Origin of the sequence: Rouxiella badensis (assembly GCF_026967515.2) — a bacterium.
Classification (GTDB): Bacteria; Pseudomonadota; Gammaproteobacteria; order Enterobacterales; family Enterobacteriaceae; genus Rouxiella; species Rouxiella badensis.
In genome coordinates this window covers 59,053-74,295 of sequence record NZ_CP114062.1, presented here as the reverse complement: position 1 = coordinate 74,295, position 15,243 = coordinate 59,053, and the positions used below count along the sequence as shown (strand labels likewise).

13 protein-coding genes are annotated in these 15,243 nt (G+C 53.0%); 3 read left to right on the top strand and 10 right to left on the bottom strand.

Annotation, left to right across the window (positions count from 1 at the left end):
* Positions 1-283: 283 nt before the first annotated feature.
* From proA to gpt, 5 genes are all read right to left on the bottom strand, one after another.
* On the bottom strand, positions 284-1,537 hold the full coding sequence (gene proA, locus O1V65_RS00590) for a glutamate-5-semialdehyde dehydrogenase (RefSeq protein ID WP_017491483.1): 1,254 nt from the start codon (positions 1,535-1,537) through the stop codon (positions 284-286).
* Between the two features lie 9 nt (positions 1,538-1,546).
* The gene (proB, locus tag O1V65_RS00585) at positions 1,547-2,650 is read right to left on the bottom strand and encodes a glutamate 5-kinase (RefSeq protein WP_017491484.1); all 1,104 of its coding nucleotides are present in this window, start codon (positions 2,648-2,650) and stop codon (positions 1,547-1,549) included.
* 144 nt (positions 2,651-2,794) lie between these two features.
* Entirely contained in the window at positions 2,795-3,196 is a 402-nt protein-coding gene (gene crl, locus O1V65_RS00580) for a sigma factor-binding protein Crl (RefSeq protein WP_017491485.1), read from the bottom strand.
* Between the two features lie 62 nt (positions 3,197-3,258).
* The gene (gene frsA, locus O1V65_RS00575; RefSeq protein WP_084912878.1) at positions 3,259-4,506 is read right to left on the bottom strand and encodes an esterase FrsA; all 1,248 of its coding nucleotides are present in this window, start codon (positions 4,504-4,506) and stop codon (positions 3,259-3,261) included.
* Positions 4,507-4,665: 159 nt separating this feature from the next.
* Positions 4,666-5,124, bottom strand: a complete 459-nt coding sequence (gene gpt / locus O1V65_RS00570) for a xanthine phosphoribosyltransferase (RefSeq protein ID WP_026110476.1) — start codon at positions 5,122-5,124, stop codon at positions 4,666-4,668.
* A gap of 246 nt (positions 5,125-5,370) precedes the next feature.
* Here gpt and pepD point away from each other — a divergent pair, with 246 nt between their 5' ends.
* Positions 5,371-6,831: a beta-Ala-His dipeptidase gene (gene pepD, locus O1V65_RS00565; protein ID WP_084912879.1), complete on the top strand. Its 1,461-nt coding sequence runs from the start codon at positions 5,371-5,373 to the stop codon at positions 6,829-6,831.
* Between the two features lie 74 nt (positions 6,832-6,905).
* Here pepD and dinB read toward each other — a convergent pair whose 3' ends face one another.
* Positions 6,906-7,964: a DNA polymerase IV gene (dinB, locus tag O1V65_RS00560; protein WP_017491489.1), complete on the bottom strand. Its 1,059-nt coding sequence runs from the start codon at positions 7,962-7,964 to the stop codon at positions 6,906-6,908.
* A 297-nt stretch (positions 7,965-8,261) separates the two neighbouring features.
* Here dinB and dpaA point away from each other — a divergent pair, with 297 nt between their 5' ends.
* The gene (gene dpaA, locus O1V65_RS00555) at positions 8,262-8,987 is read left to right on the top strand and encodes a peptidoglycan meso-diaminopimelic acid protein amidase (protein WP_017491490.1); all 726 of its coding nucleotides are present in this window, start codon (positions 8,262-8,264) and stop codon (positions 8,985-8,987) included.
* Here dpaA and O1V65_RS00550 read toward each other — a convergent pair.
* Positions 8,958-9,725: a class II glutamine amidotransferase gene (locus tag O1V65_RS00550; RefSeq protein ID WP_017491491.1), complete on the bottom strand. Its 768-nt coding sequence runs from the start codon at positions 9,723-9,725 to the stop codon at positions 8,958-8,960. The two genes, dpaA and O1V65_RS00550, sit on opposite strands and share 30 nt — an antisense overlap.
* A gap of 55 nt (positions 9,726-9,780) precedes the next feature.
* A complete protein-coding gene (gene lpcA / locus O1V65_RS00545) occupies positions 9,781-10,362 on the bottom strand; it encodes a D-sedoheptulose 7-phosphate isomerase (RefSeq protein ID WP_055781231.1) in 582 nt (193 codons plus the stop codon).
* Between the two features lie 260 nt (positions 10,363-10,622).
* Here lpcA and fadE point away from each other — a divergent pair, with 260 nt between their 5' ends.
* Positions 10,623-13,079 (top strand): acyl-CoA dehydrogenase FadE, encoded by a 2,457-nt coding sequence (fadE, locus tag O1V65_RS00540; protein ID WP_017491493.1) that lies wholly within the window; start codon positions 10,623-10,625, stop codon positions 13,077-13,079.
* Positions 13,080-13,237: 158 nt separating this feature from the next.
* Here fadE and O1V65_RS00535 read toward each other — a convergent pair whose 3' ends face one another.
* Complete coding sequence (locus O1V65_RS00535; protein WP_017491111.1) at positions 13,238-13,708, bottom strand: YehS family protein; 471 nt, start codon at positions 13,706-13,708, stop codon at positions 13,238-13,240.
* Positions 13,709-13,895: 187 nt separating this feature from the next.
* A complete protein-coding gene (mtnK, locus tag O1V65_RS00530; protein ID WP_269130077.1) occupies positions 13,896-15,095 on the bottom strand; it encodes an S-methyl-5-thioribose kinase in 1,200 nt (399 codons plus the stop codon).
* Between the last annotated feature and the right edge of the window lie 148 nt (positions 15,096-15,243).

Genomic DNA, 15,243 nt, shown 5'->3' with positions numbered 1-15,243 from the left:
ATTAAAATCAATAATTTGCGTAACTTTCCTGTTCGATTTAGCAGACTCAAAAACTTTATGTCATCCATAACATCGCTCCAATTTTCGGATGACGATAGCACAAATAAAAGGGGCTAAAATGCAAAAAACGACGTTAATGACGGCTAATAAAATATTTTTATTTTTCCTGTAAGTCACCCTCGGGAAGTTAAATCAGGGTACGAAGAACTTAAGAGAAATAAATTAAAAAAAACCAGTGTTACGCCAAGCGCTTCACCGGTTTATTATTTCAAAGGTTTTTAAATCAAGGTCTTACCAAATCATCCCCATAGCCGATCCACTTATAGGTGGTCAGCGCCTCGAGGCCCATAGGGCCACGCGCGTGGAGTTTTTGAGTGCTTACCGCCACCTCTGCGCCAAGACCGAACTGACCACCGTCTGTGAAGCGGGTGCTGGCATTGACGTAGACGGCCGAGGAGTCAACTTCATTGACGAAGCGTTCTGCACTGCTGATTGAGCGGGTCAGGATGGCATCGGAATGCTCGGTGCCGTACTGGCGAATATGCGCCACGGCGGCGTCAAGACTGGCTACCACGGTGACATTGAGATCCAGAGACAGCCATTCGTCCTGGTAGTCTTCTTCCTTTACATCAACGACTCTGGCAGGACCGTCTTTCAGGTGCGGTAACGCGGAGCTGCTGGCGTGCAGTGTCACGCCCGCAAAGTGCATTTTCTCGCTCAGCGCAGGCAGGAATCGGCTGGCGATCGCCTCGTGCACCAGCAGGGTCTCAAGACTATTACAGGCGCTTGGGCGCTGAACTTTAGCGCTCTCAATCACGGTCAAGGCTTTCTCGAAATCAACGCTTTCGTCCACGAAGGTATGGCACACGCCAATCCCGCCGGTGATCACTGGAATGGTAGACTGCTCGCGACACAGCTTGTGCAGCGCCGCGCCCCCGCGTGGAATGAGCATGTCAATATACTTGTCGAGGCGCAGCATCTCGGCAACCAGCGCGCGGTCCGGGCTTTGAATAGCCTGAACGGACGCAGCAGGCAGTCCGCACTCTTCGAGCGCTTTCTGAATAACGTTAACGGTCGCCAGATTGGTGTGATGCGTCTCTTTACCGCCGCGCAAAATCACAGCATTGCCGGTTTTAAGACACAGGCTAGCAACATCGATGGTTACGTTAGGACGCGCTTCGTAAATCACCCCGACAACGCCGAGCGGGACGCGGCGACGTTGCAGTTTTAAGCCGCTGTCCATTTGTGCGCCGTCAATGACCTGTCCGACCGGGTCACTCAGTCGGCAGACGTCGCGCACGTCGTTGGCAATGGCGGTCAGACGCGCTGGCGTCAGCAGCAGTCGGTCGAGCAGCGACTCTTTCATGCCGCTTTCACGCGCGGCCGCCATGTCGAGTTCGTTAGCCTGAATAATGCTCTGGCTGTTGGCCTCAAGCATGTCGGCAATCAGCATCAGCGCCGCGTTCTTCTGCGCAGTACTCAATGTAGAAAGCTGGTAGGAAGCCTGTCTGGCGGCCTTACCCATTTGCTCCAACATAATAACTCCTTAACTTACGATCATATCGTCGCGGTGAACGGCAACAGGACCGTACTCATATCCGAGGATATCGCTTATCTGCTGAGAGTGATGACCGGCAATCATACGCATTGCATCACTGTTATAGCGGCTCACGCCGTGCGCCAGGTCACGTCCCGACAGGTTGCGGATGCGGATCACTTCGCCGCGCGAGAAGTCACCCTTCACGTCGCGGATGCCTTTTGGCAGCAGTGAGCTTCCACGTTCCAGCATGGCGGCAACGGCACCGTCGTCGACGGTGATTTCACCCGCAGGGGGCGCACCGAAGATCCAGCGTTTACGGTTCTCCAGCGGGGTTTCCATCGCGTGGAAACGGGTACCGACAGAGTGACCGGCAATCACGTCACCGACCACGCCCGGCAGGCTGCCAGCGGCGATGATGGTATCGATGCCCGCACGGCAGGCGATGTCGGCAGCCTGAAGCTTGGTTGCCATGCCGCCAGTGCCGAGTCCGGAAACGCTGTCGCCGGCGATACCACGCAGGGCGTCGTCAATTCCCCTCACCTCGCGGATAAGCTCTGCGTCAGGGTTGGTGCGCGGATCGGCGGTAAACAGGCCGGGCTGATCGGTCAGCAACAGCAGTTTATCTGCACCCGCGAGAATAGCGGCCAGTGCAGAAAGATTGTCGTTATCGCCTACTTTAATCTCGGCGGTGGCAACGGCGTCATTCTCGTTGATCACCGGTACGATATGATTATCGAGCAGCGCATTCATGGTGTCGCGGGCATTCAGAAAACGCTCGCGATCTTCGAGATCGGCACGGGTCAGCAGCATCTGCCCGACGTGGATCCCATAGATCGAGAACAGCTGTTCCCACAGTTGGATCAAACGGCTTTGACCTACCGCCGCCAGCAGCTGCTTGGAGGCGATGGTGGCGGGGAGTTCGGGGTAGCCAAGGTGCTCGCGTCCGGCTGCAATCGCGCCAGAGGTGACGATAACAATACGATGCCCTGCCGCGTGTTGCTGAGCGCACTGGCGCACCAGTTCAACAATGTGGGCACGGTTAAGGCGGCGTGAGCCACCGGTGAGCACGCTGGTGCCCAGTTTTACAACCAACGTTTGGCTGCCACTCATAATCTTTCTGCCATTTGTCTTGAATTAAAGAATCGAAAGGACGTATGCCGTCACTATGCTGTCTTTTTAACAGTTGGGGCGCGTTATGCCAACTGACATAACGCTAAATAATGACATACAAATTGGATAGAGCGAAATCCAGCTTTATGCGGGAAGCTTGATGGGGTCTTTGGGGAGTTCTTCTGCGGGTTCGAGCTTGAGTTCCATTTCCACAATCATCGCGTTCAGGTTCTTATAAAAATCCTGCAGCGTGGTTTCAAGCTTCTCCATCACTTCAGTATTTTTAATCTGTTGAGCTTTCCAATTACCATCCTTGTCGAATAGGCCATATTCGTAAACATAGGTAAAACGGTCGCTTTCAGCCTGCAGCTCAATCCACCATCCCCAGAATTCACGTTTCTCGGGTGCTGGCTTCACGTTAACGCAAACTGCCAGACAATCGAAGAAGAAACGCTCGTTCTCGCATTTCGCTTCGCGGATATAAGGGCCTAACGTGCCGAAACGTTTCATCAGTCTGCTTTTAGGATGACCACTTGGTAACGTCATGTACAACCTCCTTATGTAGACCCACATTTGTAGCAAACCGTTAAGAATTAGCAATCTATTTGTTATTCAATTTTTAGTTTCAACCACTGGCAAATATCTTTTAGCGCCTTGTCATAGCCGCCATACAGCGGCTTTGAGGGGATAGCAATAACCTTGCCGTCGGGGCTGGAATCCGCTATCAGCCTCGATTCTTCTTTCGGACTGAAGGGATCGTTGTCCCAATAACAGGACAGCATCGGCACCGGCGTTCGTCGGCCCAGCAGTCCCTGCATTTTCAGAGAATACCGATTCAGCTCCACCTTGAGCGCCGCGTCACTGGCGTAATGCATGCCGATGCGGCTCGCCAGCACGTCCATATACATATCGGGGATACGTTTTTGGCAGGCGCTGTCGGTGAGCATCTGATGGACGATAGGCCCAAGACAGGCAACCGCCTTGATGCGGCGTGGCTCAAGATAAGCAAGCCGCACGGCCACGTTGCCGCCGAAACGAGTACCAAAGACGGCGATGCGCGTCGCGTTCACCCACGGAATTTTATCCAGCCGAGTCAGCACCTGCTGATGTAACGCGCTGGTGTCCTGCGTCAGTTTGGCGTGCGCCGAGAATCCGACCGATGGCATGTCGATAGTAATCATTGCGATACCGAGCGGTGCCAGGTAGCTGCGGAACAGGCGGTGATAATCGCTCTGTAAGGCATCCAGCCCACCGCAAACCAGTACGGCGGGAAAGGGGGCTTCACCCTGATTCGGCAAATGAACAAATCCGACGATAGGCTTAGTCCCTTCAACCGGCAGAGAAAACTCTTTCAGTTTATAGCTCGACCCCTCGGCAGATTGCTCGAAGGCCTTATTGCCCAAGACCTCGGCCTGCTCGGCGAGTGCATCACCTTTAATGTGCGGATAACCGGCAATGCTGTAAAAGTTGGCGGCCTTTAGCCAATACTCGCTGGCCTTTTCGGCGTGCGGCTCTTCCTGTGCTTTCTTCTGCCAAAACATTGCCTGATTCGACCACTCGTAGATCCAGTTGCCGCCGCGATAACCGACCACGGTATCGAGCAGCTGGGCGTCGGTTCGCTCGGCGGTCGAAACGGCAATGCGGGACAAGACCTCTTCAACCTCAAGGGGATCAATACCGCGCCACAGCCACATCAGGCGGTTAATTATCCTGTACCAGCAAGGTGCCGAGTCTCCTTCGAGCGCAGAATGGACAGTGGGCGAGGAATGACGATCGGATCGCGCGACCAGCGTGGAAGTCTCAGGATATTTAAATCTTGGTTTGAACAGTTTTTCAGAAAGATTCGTGGGCGCCATAACAGTTAACTTCCTCTTTTGGCAGATGAGAAGGCGCGGGCGCACCCTCCCCAGCCTCGGATTATAACAAAGTCTGGCGAAGTCGTATCAGGACCTAAATCAAAAACGCCCGCAGAGGCGGGCGTTTGGCGCGATTAAGATTCTCCCGCTTAACGGGGATTACTTACCTGCGATAGGTGGAACGAAGACGACGCCCATATCCCATGGCTGTTCGATCCAGGTGTTTTGTGGGATATCTACCACATAATCATCAACCAGCGGACGACCAGCCGGTTTTGCGAACACGGTCACGAAATGAGCTTTGGGATACATTTCACGGATAGCCTGCGCGGTACCCCCGGTATCAACCAGATCGTCAATTACGATAAAGCCTTCGCCATCGCCTTCTGCACGCTTAAGGACGTGCATTTCACGCTGATTGTCGTGGTCATAGCTGGAGATGCACACGGTATCAACGTGACGGATGTTTAACTCACGAGCCAGCAACGCTGCTGGAACCAGGCCACCACGGCTAACGGCAATAATGCCGGTCCATTGTTCTACCGGCAGCAGGCGCTTAGCCAACGTGCGGGCGTGAATTTGCAGCATGTCCCAAGTTACAACGTACTTTTCGCTCATTTTTTAACTCTCAAGATAGGGATCCCCAGCCTTTAAGATTAACGGCTTTTAAAAAATTTATTCAGGGAAAAATTGTTGCGCGAGATTATAGTGAGTCCTGCGGCTAAAAACCAGCGGTTATCCCGTACGCAAAGGCCAAAATTAGCGAATTATCCCCTTTGCCTATCGCGCACAGCGCCGGAGAAAGTGCTATTCTGTCGGCCATCTCGTCACATCTTTTGACCATCCAAAACCGGGAGACTCACAGTGTCTGAACTGTCTCAACTTTCTCCACAACCGTTGTGGGATATTTTTGCTAAAGTTTGCTCTATTCCTCATCCTTCTTATCATGAAGAAGAGCTGGCAAAACACATTGTAGACTGGGCCGCCGAACAAGGTATCCATGCAGAGCGCGACCAGGTGGGCAATATCCTGCTGCGCAAGCCCGCAACGGCAGGCATGGAAAACCGTAAACCAGTTGTGCTGCAAGCGCACCTTGACATGGTTCCACAAAAAAACAACGACACCGTTCATGACTTCCTGAAAGATCCTATTCAGCCCTACGTTGATAACGGCTGGGTTAAAGCACGCGGCACCACGCTGGGAGCCGATAACGGCATCGGTCTGGCGTCTGCTCTGGCAGCACTGGTTGATAAAAGCGTTGAGCACGGCCCGCTGGAAGTGCTGCTGACCATGACCGAAGAAGCCGGTATGGATGGCGCATTTGGACTCCAGCCAAACTGGCTGCAGGCTGAAATTCTGATCAACACCGACTCGGAAACCGAGGGTGAGATCTACATGGGTTGCGCCGGGGGTATCGACTTTATCACCACCCTGCCTCTGCAACGTGAAGCGGTACCGGCGGGTTTCACTCCGTTGAAGCTGACGCTGAAAGGCCTGAAAGGCGGCCACTCCGGTGCTGAAATTCACCTGGGTCTGGGCAACGCTAACAAGCTGCTGGCCCGTTTCCTGTGCGAACATGCCGAGAAACTGAACGTACGTCTGCTGGACTTCACCGGCGGCACGCTGCGTAACGCCATCCCGCGCGAAGCTATCGCGCAGTTGGCCGTTCCAGCCGACAAGGTCGAAGCGTTCAAAGCTGCCGCTGATGAATTCCTGGCAACCGTACAGTTTGAACTGGCGGCCGTTGAGAAAAACATCAAGCTGTTGGTTGAAGACTTCGCAACCAGCACCCAAGCGCTGAATAAAGACAGCCAGAGCCGTTTCCTGGGCCTGCTGAACGCGACGCCAAACGGCGTGATCCGCATGAGCGATGACGTAAAAGGCGTAGTTGAAACCTCCCTCAACGTTGGCGTTGTTACGATGAAAGAAGGCGAAGCAGAAATCATCTGCCTAATTCGTTCTCTTATCGATAGCGGTAAAGACTACGTGGTGAGCATGCTGACTTCCGTAGGCCAGCTGGCGGGCGCAATCACCAAGCCGAAAGGCGGCTATCCAGGCTGGAAACCCGATCCGGAATCACCGGTGATGGCGCAGGTTCGCGAAATCTATCAGGGTCTGTTCAATAAAACCCCGAACATCATGGTTATCCACGCAGGCCTGGAATGTGGTCTGTTCAAGAAGCCTTATCCGGAGATGGATATGGTCTCGATTGGGCCGACCATTACCGGACCTCACTCGCCGGATGAGCAAGTGCACATCGGCAGCGTTGACCTGTATTGGCAGCTGTTGACGGCGCTGCTGAAGGCAATTCCAGAACGCGGTTAATTTCTAAAATGCGTCAATCCCCATTAGATTTCAGGCAGCAAGTGCGTTGGCTGCGTGAAGGATGATGGGGATTTTTATTCCCAGGGTAATAAAAGCTGCCGTTCTATTTGCGGATCCTGTAGCGTGACGTGCAGTCCGACCAGCCTGACGCCTCGCCCTCCCCGACGCATTTCCCAGGCTTCTCTCGCCACCTTGAGCAAATCATCTTTATTGAGTATCGGCCAGACATGCTCCTGCGTCGTTTGCTGAAAATCATGGAATTTGAGTTTAACGCCCTGACGCGCGATACGCAGACTGGGGCTCACGCGGGTCAAACGCGTCTCAAGCTCGGGATATAAACGCTCAATCAGCGCCACACAGCTTTCCCAGTCGTGAATATCTTCCGCCAGTGTACGTTCGACGCCGACCGATTTACGCAGGCGCTCAGCTGAAATCTCACGTTCGTCGATTCCCTGACAGCGCTCCCAAAGTACCCGACCAAACTTGCCAAACCTTTTCAGCAACAGCGCCACATCATAGCGCTGTACATCCCCACAGGTGATAAGCCCCTGCTCTTCGAGTTTGGCCGCCGTGACTTTCCCAACGCCAGGAATTTTAGCCAGCGGCAGATCTTGCAAAAAATCGGCCACCTTGTCCGGCGTGATGACGAACTGTCCGTTGGGCTTGTTCAGATCAGAGGCGATTTTCGCTAAAAATTTGATGGGCGCAATACCCGCCGACGCGGTGAGATTAAGCTCGTCGGAAATGGCCTGGCGGATCTCGCTGGCAATCAGCGTCGCCGAGCCGCTACAGTGCGGGCTGTTGGTGACGTCGAGATAGGCTTCGTCGAGAGAAAGCGGTTCAATCAGCGGAGTATAACGAGAGAAAATCTGCCGAATATGCCGCGACGCTTCTTTATAGGCTTCCCCCCTGCCGGGAATGACTTTTAGATGCGGACACAGCTTGAGTGCCATCGCGGTGGACATGGCACTGTGTACGCCGTAGCGTCGCGCCGGATAGTTCGCGGTGCTTATCACCCCACGCCGCTCTTTACTGCCGCCGATGGCCAGCGGGATATCGCGCAGTGAGGGATCGTCGCGCATTTCAACGGCGGCGAAAAAGCAGTCCATGTCGACGTGAATGATCTTGCGCATAGCCCCCCTCCGCTTTCTGATAACTGTATAAGTATACAGTGAGCTTACCAAATCTCAAGCCTTCACCGCGGGCTATTAATCGCTTTAATTTAGCTTAATTTGTGGGAGTTTTGTAAAAAGCTGCAAATAAAGGCTTTTTTTAGCCCGTTATAGAAATAAATTACATTTCTTACCATTGATAAAAAATTAATCAGTATTAAGATGGCTGCGTTCAAGGTTAGTGAATATCAGTGGCAGTCCGCGACGTCTGGTTTGCGGATAATAAATAATAGAGTTGTATATAAAGCAGGATTAAGAATGGTCAGAATCGCGCTGCTGCTTGCGATGCTTTTCAGTTTGCCCTTTTTTGCCGTGAGCACCGCTGTCGCCAGCGAACAGGTCCCGGTTGAGAGTGGTGTTAAACAGCAATTATTAGGTTCACCCGTTTATATTCAGATATTTAAGCAAGAGCGTACTCTCGAACTCTATGCCAAAGTCGAAGATAAATTCCAGCTAGTGGGTGCGTATCGCATTTGTGATTTTTCAGGTGGATTAGGCAACAAACGTCGTGAAGGCGATTTTAAAAGCCCAGAAGGTTTTTATAACATCGATATTCATCACTTGAAGCCAGACAGCCGTTTCTATCGCGCTATTAATATCGGCTTCCCGAATGATTATGACCGCGCTCAGGGTTATTCAGGTAAATATCTGATGATCCACGGTAACTGTCTTTCTATCGGCTGCTATGCAATGACCGATGCCTACATGAATGTGATTTATAACTACGTTCAGGCGGCGTTCGACAATGGTCAGCGCAACGTTGAAATTAGCATCTACCCGTTCAAGATGACCGACTCCAACATGCAGTTGCACAGAGGCTCTTACTACATCAATTTCTGGCGTCAGCTGCAGCCTGGCTATGCCTACTTCCAGAAATACCACCAGCCGCCGAGCGTTTCAGTGATCAACGGCAATTACGTGGTTAATCAGTCACAGGCCTTGACGCCACAGCCTTCACAGCTGGCGTTCGCCACAGTGAAATAATGCAAACTCGCCTGGAGCAATCTTGTTCCAGGTTTCATTGCCCGTCAGCGGCTGGGTCGCAATGACCGTGACAACATCATCCGGCGTCGTCTGCTGCTGAAAATCAATTTCCACGTCCTGATCCAACAGTGTCGCCTTGCCAAAGGGGGCACGACGGGTTATCCAGTGAAGATTGGTCGAGCAGTACGCCATCACAAAATGCCCATCCGACAACAGCATATTAAACACGCCCTTCTGACGTAGCTCATCCGCCAGTGAGGCAATATAGCGAAACACCGACGGCCAACTGCGCGGCGTGCGCGGATAACGTTGGGTTAATTTGTGCAGCAGCCAGCAGAATGCGTATTCGCTGTCGGTTTGTCCGACCGGGCGCAAGGTGCCGGTGTCTAGCTGGCGATAACCTCGCAGCTGGCCGTTGTGCGCATAAGTCCAGTTACGGCCCCATAGCTCGCGGGTAAACGGATGGGTGTTTTCCAGTGAGACTTCACCGCGATTAGCCTGACGGATATGCGAGATGACAGCCAGAGACTTGATCGGGTATTCCTGCACCAGGCGGGCAATGGGCGAATTAAAGCTGGGCTGTGGATCTTTAAAAGTTCGGCAGCCGTTACCTTCATAAAAGGTAATACCCCAGCCGTCTTTATGTGGACCAGTAAGCCCCCCACGCTGCACCAACCCGGTAAAGCTGAAGCAAATATCGGTAGGGACATTTGCACTCATCCCGAGCAGTTCGCACATCGCCAGTCTCCTTAACTTTCACATTGGAATAATAAAACCTGCCTGAGCAAGCTTATTATTCCGCCATCTCTTTTTCGATTAATAATATCAGGATATGGATGATTTTGATGTGAATTTCCTGCACGCGATCGGCGTAACCGAAGTGTGGAACGCGGATTTCAACATCGGCACCCAGTGACGCCATTTTACCGCCGTCTTTGCCGGTGAGGGTAATCACTTTCATGCCTTTGGCTTTCGCGGTTTCCAGCGCCTTGATGACGTTACCGGAATTACCTGAAGTAGAGATGCCCAGCAGCACGTCGCCTTTTTGGCCTACGGCTTCAAGATAGCGGGAGAAGATGTATTCATAACCGAAATCGTTGCTGACACAGGAGATGTGACTGACGTCGGAAATGGCGATCGCTGGATAGCCGGGACGATTGTCGCGATAACGACCGGTCAGCTCTTCGGCGAAGTGCATCGCGTCGCAGTGTGAGCCGCCGTTGCCGCAGGACAGCACTTTGCCACCGGCCTTGAAGGAGTCAGCAATCAATTTTGCAGCGCGCTGAATAGACGCAATGTTGTTCTCGTCGCTGATGAATTTATTAAGAACTTCAGCAGCTTCGTTAAGTTCAGTACGAATGATATCCAGGTACATGGCAGCCTCTTATCGTTTCTGTTGCCGCGGGTTAACCGAGCATTGAATTGTTTTGCCGTGCAGTGTAGCGGAAAGCCGAAAAAGCGAGAAGTCTTCCAGCCGTCCCAAATAAGATACTTTACGCTTTTGACACATCGTGCTGCGACTTTGTGACGTAAGTTGTAATTAGGATGTAAACGCGTTGATAAAGCCTTTCGCTTGGACTAAAACCATAGTATCCACTCAACAGGTCAGACCTCCTACAACTCAGGAGTTTTACTATGATGGTTCTTAGCATTGTTGCCCTACTGGTTCTTATTGGAGCCTTGTTTTATCACCGCATCAACCTGCCGGCGAGCAGCGCTATTCTGCTGGTCTACACTGCCGCAATGGCCTTTTTAGGCCTGTGGACCCCTTGGCTCCTGCTGCCGCTGGTGATTATTTTGCTGCCTTTGAATGTGCTGCCGCTGCGCCGCGCCCTGTTCTCACGCGCTGCGCTGCGCAGTTTCCGTAAGGTCATGCCGAGCATGTCGCGCACAGAGAAGGAAGCGATTGAGGCCGGTACAACCTGGTGGGAAGGCGATTTGTTCAGCGGCACGCCCGACTGGAAGAAATTGCATGATTATCCTCAGCAAACGCTGACCGAAGAAGAACAACGCTTCATTGACGGCCCGGTTGAGGAAGCTTGCCGCATGGCAAATGACTTCCAGATTACTCACGAGCTGGCAGACTTGCCGCCCGAACTGTGGGCCTATCTGAAAGAGCATCGCTTCTTCGCGATGATCATTAAAAAAGAGTACGGCGGCCTCGAGTTTTCAGCCTACGCTCAGGCGCGTGTGCTGCAAAAACTGGCGGGCGTTTCCGGCATTCTGGCTATCACCGTGGGTGTCCCTAACTCCCTCGGCCCAGGCGAACTGCTGCAACACTACGGCACCGACGAGCAGAAAAATCACTATCTGCCTCGCCTGGCCAAAGGTCTTGAAATACCTTGCTTCGCATTGACCAGCCCTGAGGCAGGGTCAGATGCTGGCGCTATCCCAGATTTCGGCGTGGTGTGCATGGGCGAATGGCAGGGTAAACAGGTTCTCGGTATGAAACTGACCTGGAACAAACGCTATATCACCTTGGCACCTATCGCTACGGTGCTGGGGCTGGCCTTCAAACTGAAAGACCCTGACCATCTGCTGGGCGACGTCGAGGAACTTGGCATTACCTGTGCGCTGATTCCGACCGATACTCAAGGGGTAGAAATTGGCCATCGCCACTTCCCGCTGAATATTCCGTTCCAGAACGGTCCTACCCGCGGTAACGGTATTTTCGTGCCGATCGATTACATTATTGGCGGGCCAAAAATGGCCGGTCAGGGCTGGCGTATGCTGGTTGAATGTCTGTCGGTCGGTCGCGGTATTACCTTGCCGTCCAACTCTACCGGTAGCCTGAAATCACTGGCTGTTGCCACCGGTGCCTACGCCTACATTCGCCGTCAGTTCAAACTGCCGATTGGTAAAATGGAAGGTATTGAGGAGCCACTGGCCCGCATCGCCGGTAACGCCTATGTGATGGACGCCGCCGCAACGCTGATTACTAACGGTATTATGCTCGGGGAAAAACCCGCCGTGCTGTCGGCTATTGTGAAATACCACTGTACCCATCGCGGTCAGCGCGCGGTAATGGACGCCATGGATATCACCGGCGGTAAAGGTATTATGCTCGGTAACAGTAACTTTGTTGCCCGCTCGTATCAGGGGGCTCCAATAGCCATTACCGTTGAGGGCGCAAACATCCTCACCCGCAGTATGATAATCTTTGGACAAGGCGCAATTCGCTGCCATCCTTACGTGCTCAAAGAGATGGCTGCGGCCGAGAGCAACGACCTCAACGCCTTTGACCGTGCGCTGTTTGGTCATATTGGACACGTCGGCAGCAATAAGGTGCGCAGCCTGTGGCTGGGACTGACGCATGGCCGCACCAGCCGTGCGCCGGTGAACGATGCGACACGTCGCTATTACCAGCATATCAATCGATTGAGTGCCAACCTGGCGCTGCTTTCCGATATCTCGATGGGCGTGCTCGGCGGCAGTCTGAAACGCCGTGAACGTATCTCGGCACGCCTTGGCGATATCCTTAGCCAGCTTTATCTGGCAACGGCGACGCTAAAACGTTATGACGAAGAGGGCCGCATCGAGGCTGACCTGCCGCTGGTACATTGGGGCGTGCAAGACTGTCTAAATCAGGCTGAAACGGCCATCGCCGATCTGCTGCGCAACTTCCCGAACGGCTTTATTGCGGCGGTGATGACGATGATTATTTTCCCACTTGGCCGCGTGCATCGTGCACCGTCTGACCTGCTTGACCACCAGCTGGCGCGCATTCTTCAGGTACCGTCTGCGACCCGTAGCCGTATCGCGCGGGGTCAATATCTGACCCCAAGCGAGCATAACCCGGTGGGTCAGATGGAGCAGGCATTGGCCGATATTATCGCCGCCGAACCGGTACATAAAAGACTGTGTGATGCGATGGGTAAAAAACTGTCGTTTACCCGTCTGGACAAGCTGGCACAAATGGGGATGGACGCCGGTCATTTGAGCGCCGATGACGCCCGCATTCTGGCTCGCGCCGAGGAAAGCCGCCTGCGCTCGATTAACGTCGACGAGTTTGAGGCCGACCAGCTGGCACAGCAAAAACCTGAGAAAAAAGAACAGGAAAAGCCGTCAACTCAACATATTGAAGCGGCTTGACCTCCCCTCTTGATCCGAGCACAGTGACGTCACTGACTCAGGCTTGGGTGATGTAACATAAAACTTGCTGGAAAGGCCGCTGACCGGACCCGCACAAAAAAACCGCCATCAGGCGGTTTTTTTGTGGGCGGTATTCTCAGGAAAAAATCAGAGAACAATCAGCCTTTCTTCGGACGCACACGCATGGTCAGGCCTTTCAGGAAGTAGCGCAGAACCTGATCGCCGCACGGGCGGTAATTCTTGTGGCCTTCCTTACGGAAGAACGCGCTCAGCTCACCTTCAGACACTTTGAAATCTGCGGCCGCAAGAATGGCCTGCAAATCTTCAGTTTTCAGCTCAAAGGCAACGCGCAGCTTTTTCAGCATCACGTTGTTGGTGACGCGCTTTTCAACTTCCGGAGCGGGGAAGCGATCGTCTTTACCACGTTTGAAGAAAATCAGACCGTTCAGGAAGTTTGCCATCACTTCATCAGGGCAAACCATATAGTCCGCTTCGTCTTCTTTTTTCAGATAACGCGACATCACCGCTGGAGTAATGATGGTTCCGGTAGACGCCAAAATCTCAATCAGCCTGCCTTCGCTCAGATCGAGCATGTAGCGAACGCTGCGCAAGACATCGTTATTCATCATAATTCTGTATTCCCGTGTGGGTTAGTTGGTAAACCGAGGAACTGCACTGGGTTTACCCGCTGGCACCTCGTAGCCGGGCATTATACAAGTCTGCGGCGCAAGTGCCCCTTCTTTCTGATGACTTATTTGACACGCCGCGCACCCTGAAGGGGTTCGCGGCGTTTTTAGGCGAAACAGAGAGGAAAATCTAGCCGTTTTGGCGAATGCGGGCGATTAGCGCTTCGATATCGTTAATCTGCGGTGCGGTGATGATCAACCATTGGCCCAGGCTTACCGCGTGGCGCTGGCAATCATGACGCATCTCGTCATCGCGAATGTTTTTGAGGTCAGCAATCTGTGAGAAACCAATAGTGCGACGAATAAGCTCCGATCCACAGTAACCTACGGCGTCGTGCCAGATTTGCTGCAAGAAATGCTCGGCATAACCCGGTACTTTAAACACGACGTCCTGCGTTTTATCACGCGCCAACTGTAGGAAACGTTCGGAGAAACTCAACCAAAGGTCACGCAGCTCCTGTAGGCGTTGCTCACGTCCGTCGGCGGCTTCACGGGTGGCGACCAGTCCCGGCAACGCACAGTAGTTGAGCAGCAGATTTCCCATCGCAGAGCCTGGATCAAAGCCGATTGGGCCGTAGAAGCCAAATTCGGCGTCGATGACTTTCAGACTGCCTTCGGCCACAAAAATCGAACCACTGTGTACATCGCCGTGCAGCAGGGCTTCGGCATTGCTGAGGAACCGCTGCTTGAGCGAAGCCACCGCAAGACGCAACGTCATGTCGGCCTGCAATGCATCAACCTCAGGCTTGAGGGCCGGCTCAAAGCGGTTACGCTCGTGTTCGATATAAGGATCGGTGAAGAACAGATCTTCGGTTATCAGACAAAGCTCAGGGTTAAGGAAGCGACCGACTTCTGATTTTTTCTTCTGGGCATCCTGATAAAGATCTGAAGTGTGGAACAGTGTCTGAGCCAGATATTCACCCAGTTGGCTGGCCGCCTGAGGATAGTATTTTCCCTTCACCAGCTCGCCGCGCCAGATAAGATGGTCGGAGAGATCTTCCTGTACCATGACCGCCAACTCCGGGTCATGATGCAGGACTTTCACGGTGTGCTGTGGGCAGTATTCAGCGTGCACAATCAGGGTTTCTGCTTCTATACGCGAGCGGTCGATAGTCAGCGGCCAGGATTCACCTACACAGCGCACATAGGGCAGCGCCTGCTTCACAATGACGCGGCTCACGCCTGCGGTATCGCGAATTTTGAACACCAGATTCAGGTTACCGTCACCGACCTCTTCGGCGCTGACTAACGATTGCGGGTCTTCAACGCCACCAAACTGGCGGGCGTACTCTACGGCATCTGCGGCGCTAAACGTGTAATAACGTGACATCCTAACCTCTCGTAATCTTTCTTATACAACCCGACTTGTTTTATTGTGAAACTGAATTCTATTGACCCAAAGCATATAGCCATAAAAGCATTTAGACGTCTATACATCCGAAACTTATGTTGGCAGAATAAGCAGCCAGATGCAACCG

What these genes read in the sequence shown, in the direction of transcription:
- lpcA (WP_055781231.1), bottom strand. Translation starts at nt 10,362, where the DNA reads ATGTACCTGGATATCATTCGTACTGAACTTAACGAAGCTGCTGAAGTT.
- crl (WP_017491485.1), bottom strand. Translation starts at nt 3,196, where the DNA reads ATGACGTTACCAAGTGGTCATCCTAAAAGCAGACTGATGAAACGTTTC.
- proA (WP_017491483.1), bottom strand. Translation starts at nt 1,537, where the DNA reads ATGTTGGAGCAAATGGGTAAGGCCGCCAGACAGGCTTCCTACCAGCTT.
- O1V65_RS00535 (WP_017491111.1), bottom strand. Translation starts at nt 13,708, where the DNA reads ATGATGAATAACGATGTCTTGCGCAGCGTTCGCTACATGCTCGATCTG.
- fadE (WP_017491493.1), top strand. Translation starts at nt 10,623, where the DNA reads ATGATGGTTCTTAGCATTGTTGCCCTACTGGTTCTTATTGGAGCCTTG.
- gpt (WP_026110476.1), bottom strand. Translation starts at nt 5,124, where the DNA reads ATGAGCGAAAAGTACGTTGTAACTTGGGACATGCTGCAAATTCACGCC.
- mtnK (WP_269130077.1), bottom strand. Translation starts at nt 15,095, where the DNA reads ATGTCACGTTATTACACGTTTAGCGCCGCAGATGCCGTAGAGTACGCC.
- frsA (WP_084912878.1), bottom strand. Translation starts at nt 4,506, where the DNA reads ATGGCGCCCACGAATCTTTCTGAAAAACTGTTCAAACCAAGATTTAAA.
- proB (WP_017491484.1), bottom strand. Translation starts at nt 2,650, where the DNA reads ATGAGTGGCAGCCAAACGTTGGTTGTAAAACTGGGCACCAGCGTGCTC.
- dinB (WP_017491489.1), bottom strand. Translation starts at nt 7,964, where the DNA reads ATGCGCAAGATCATTCACGTCGACATGGACTGCTTTTTCGCCGCCGTT.
- dpaA (WP_017491490.1), top strand. Translation starts at nt 8,262, where the DNA reads ATGGTCAGAATCGCGCTGCTGCTTGCGATGCTTTTCAGTTTGCCCTTT.
- O1V65_RS00550 (WP_017491491.1), bottom strand. Translation starts at nt 9,725, where the DNA reads ATGTGCGAACTGCTCGGGATGAGTGCAAATGTCCCTACCGATATTTGC.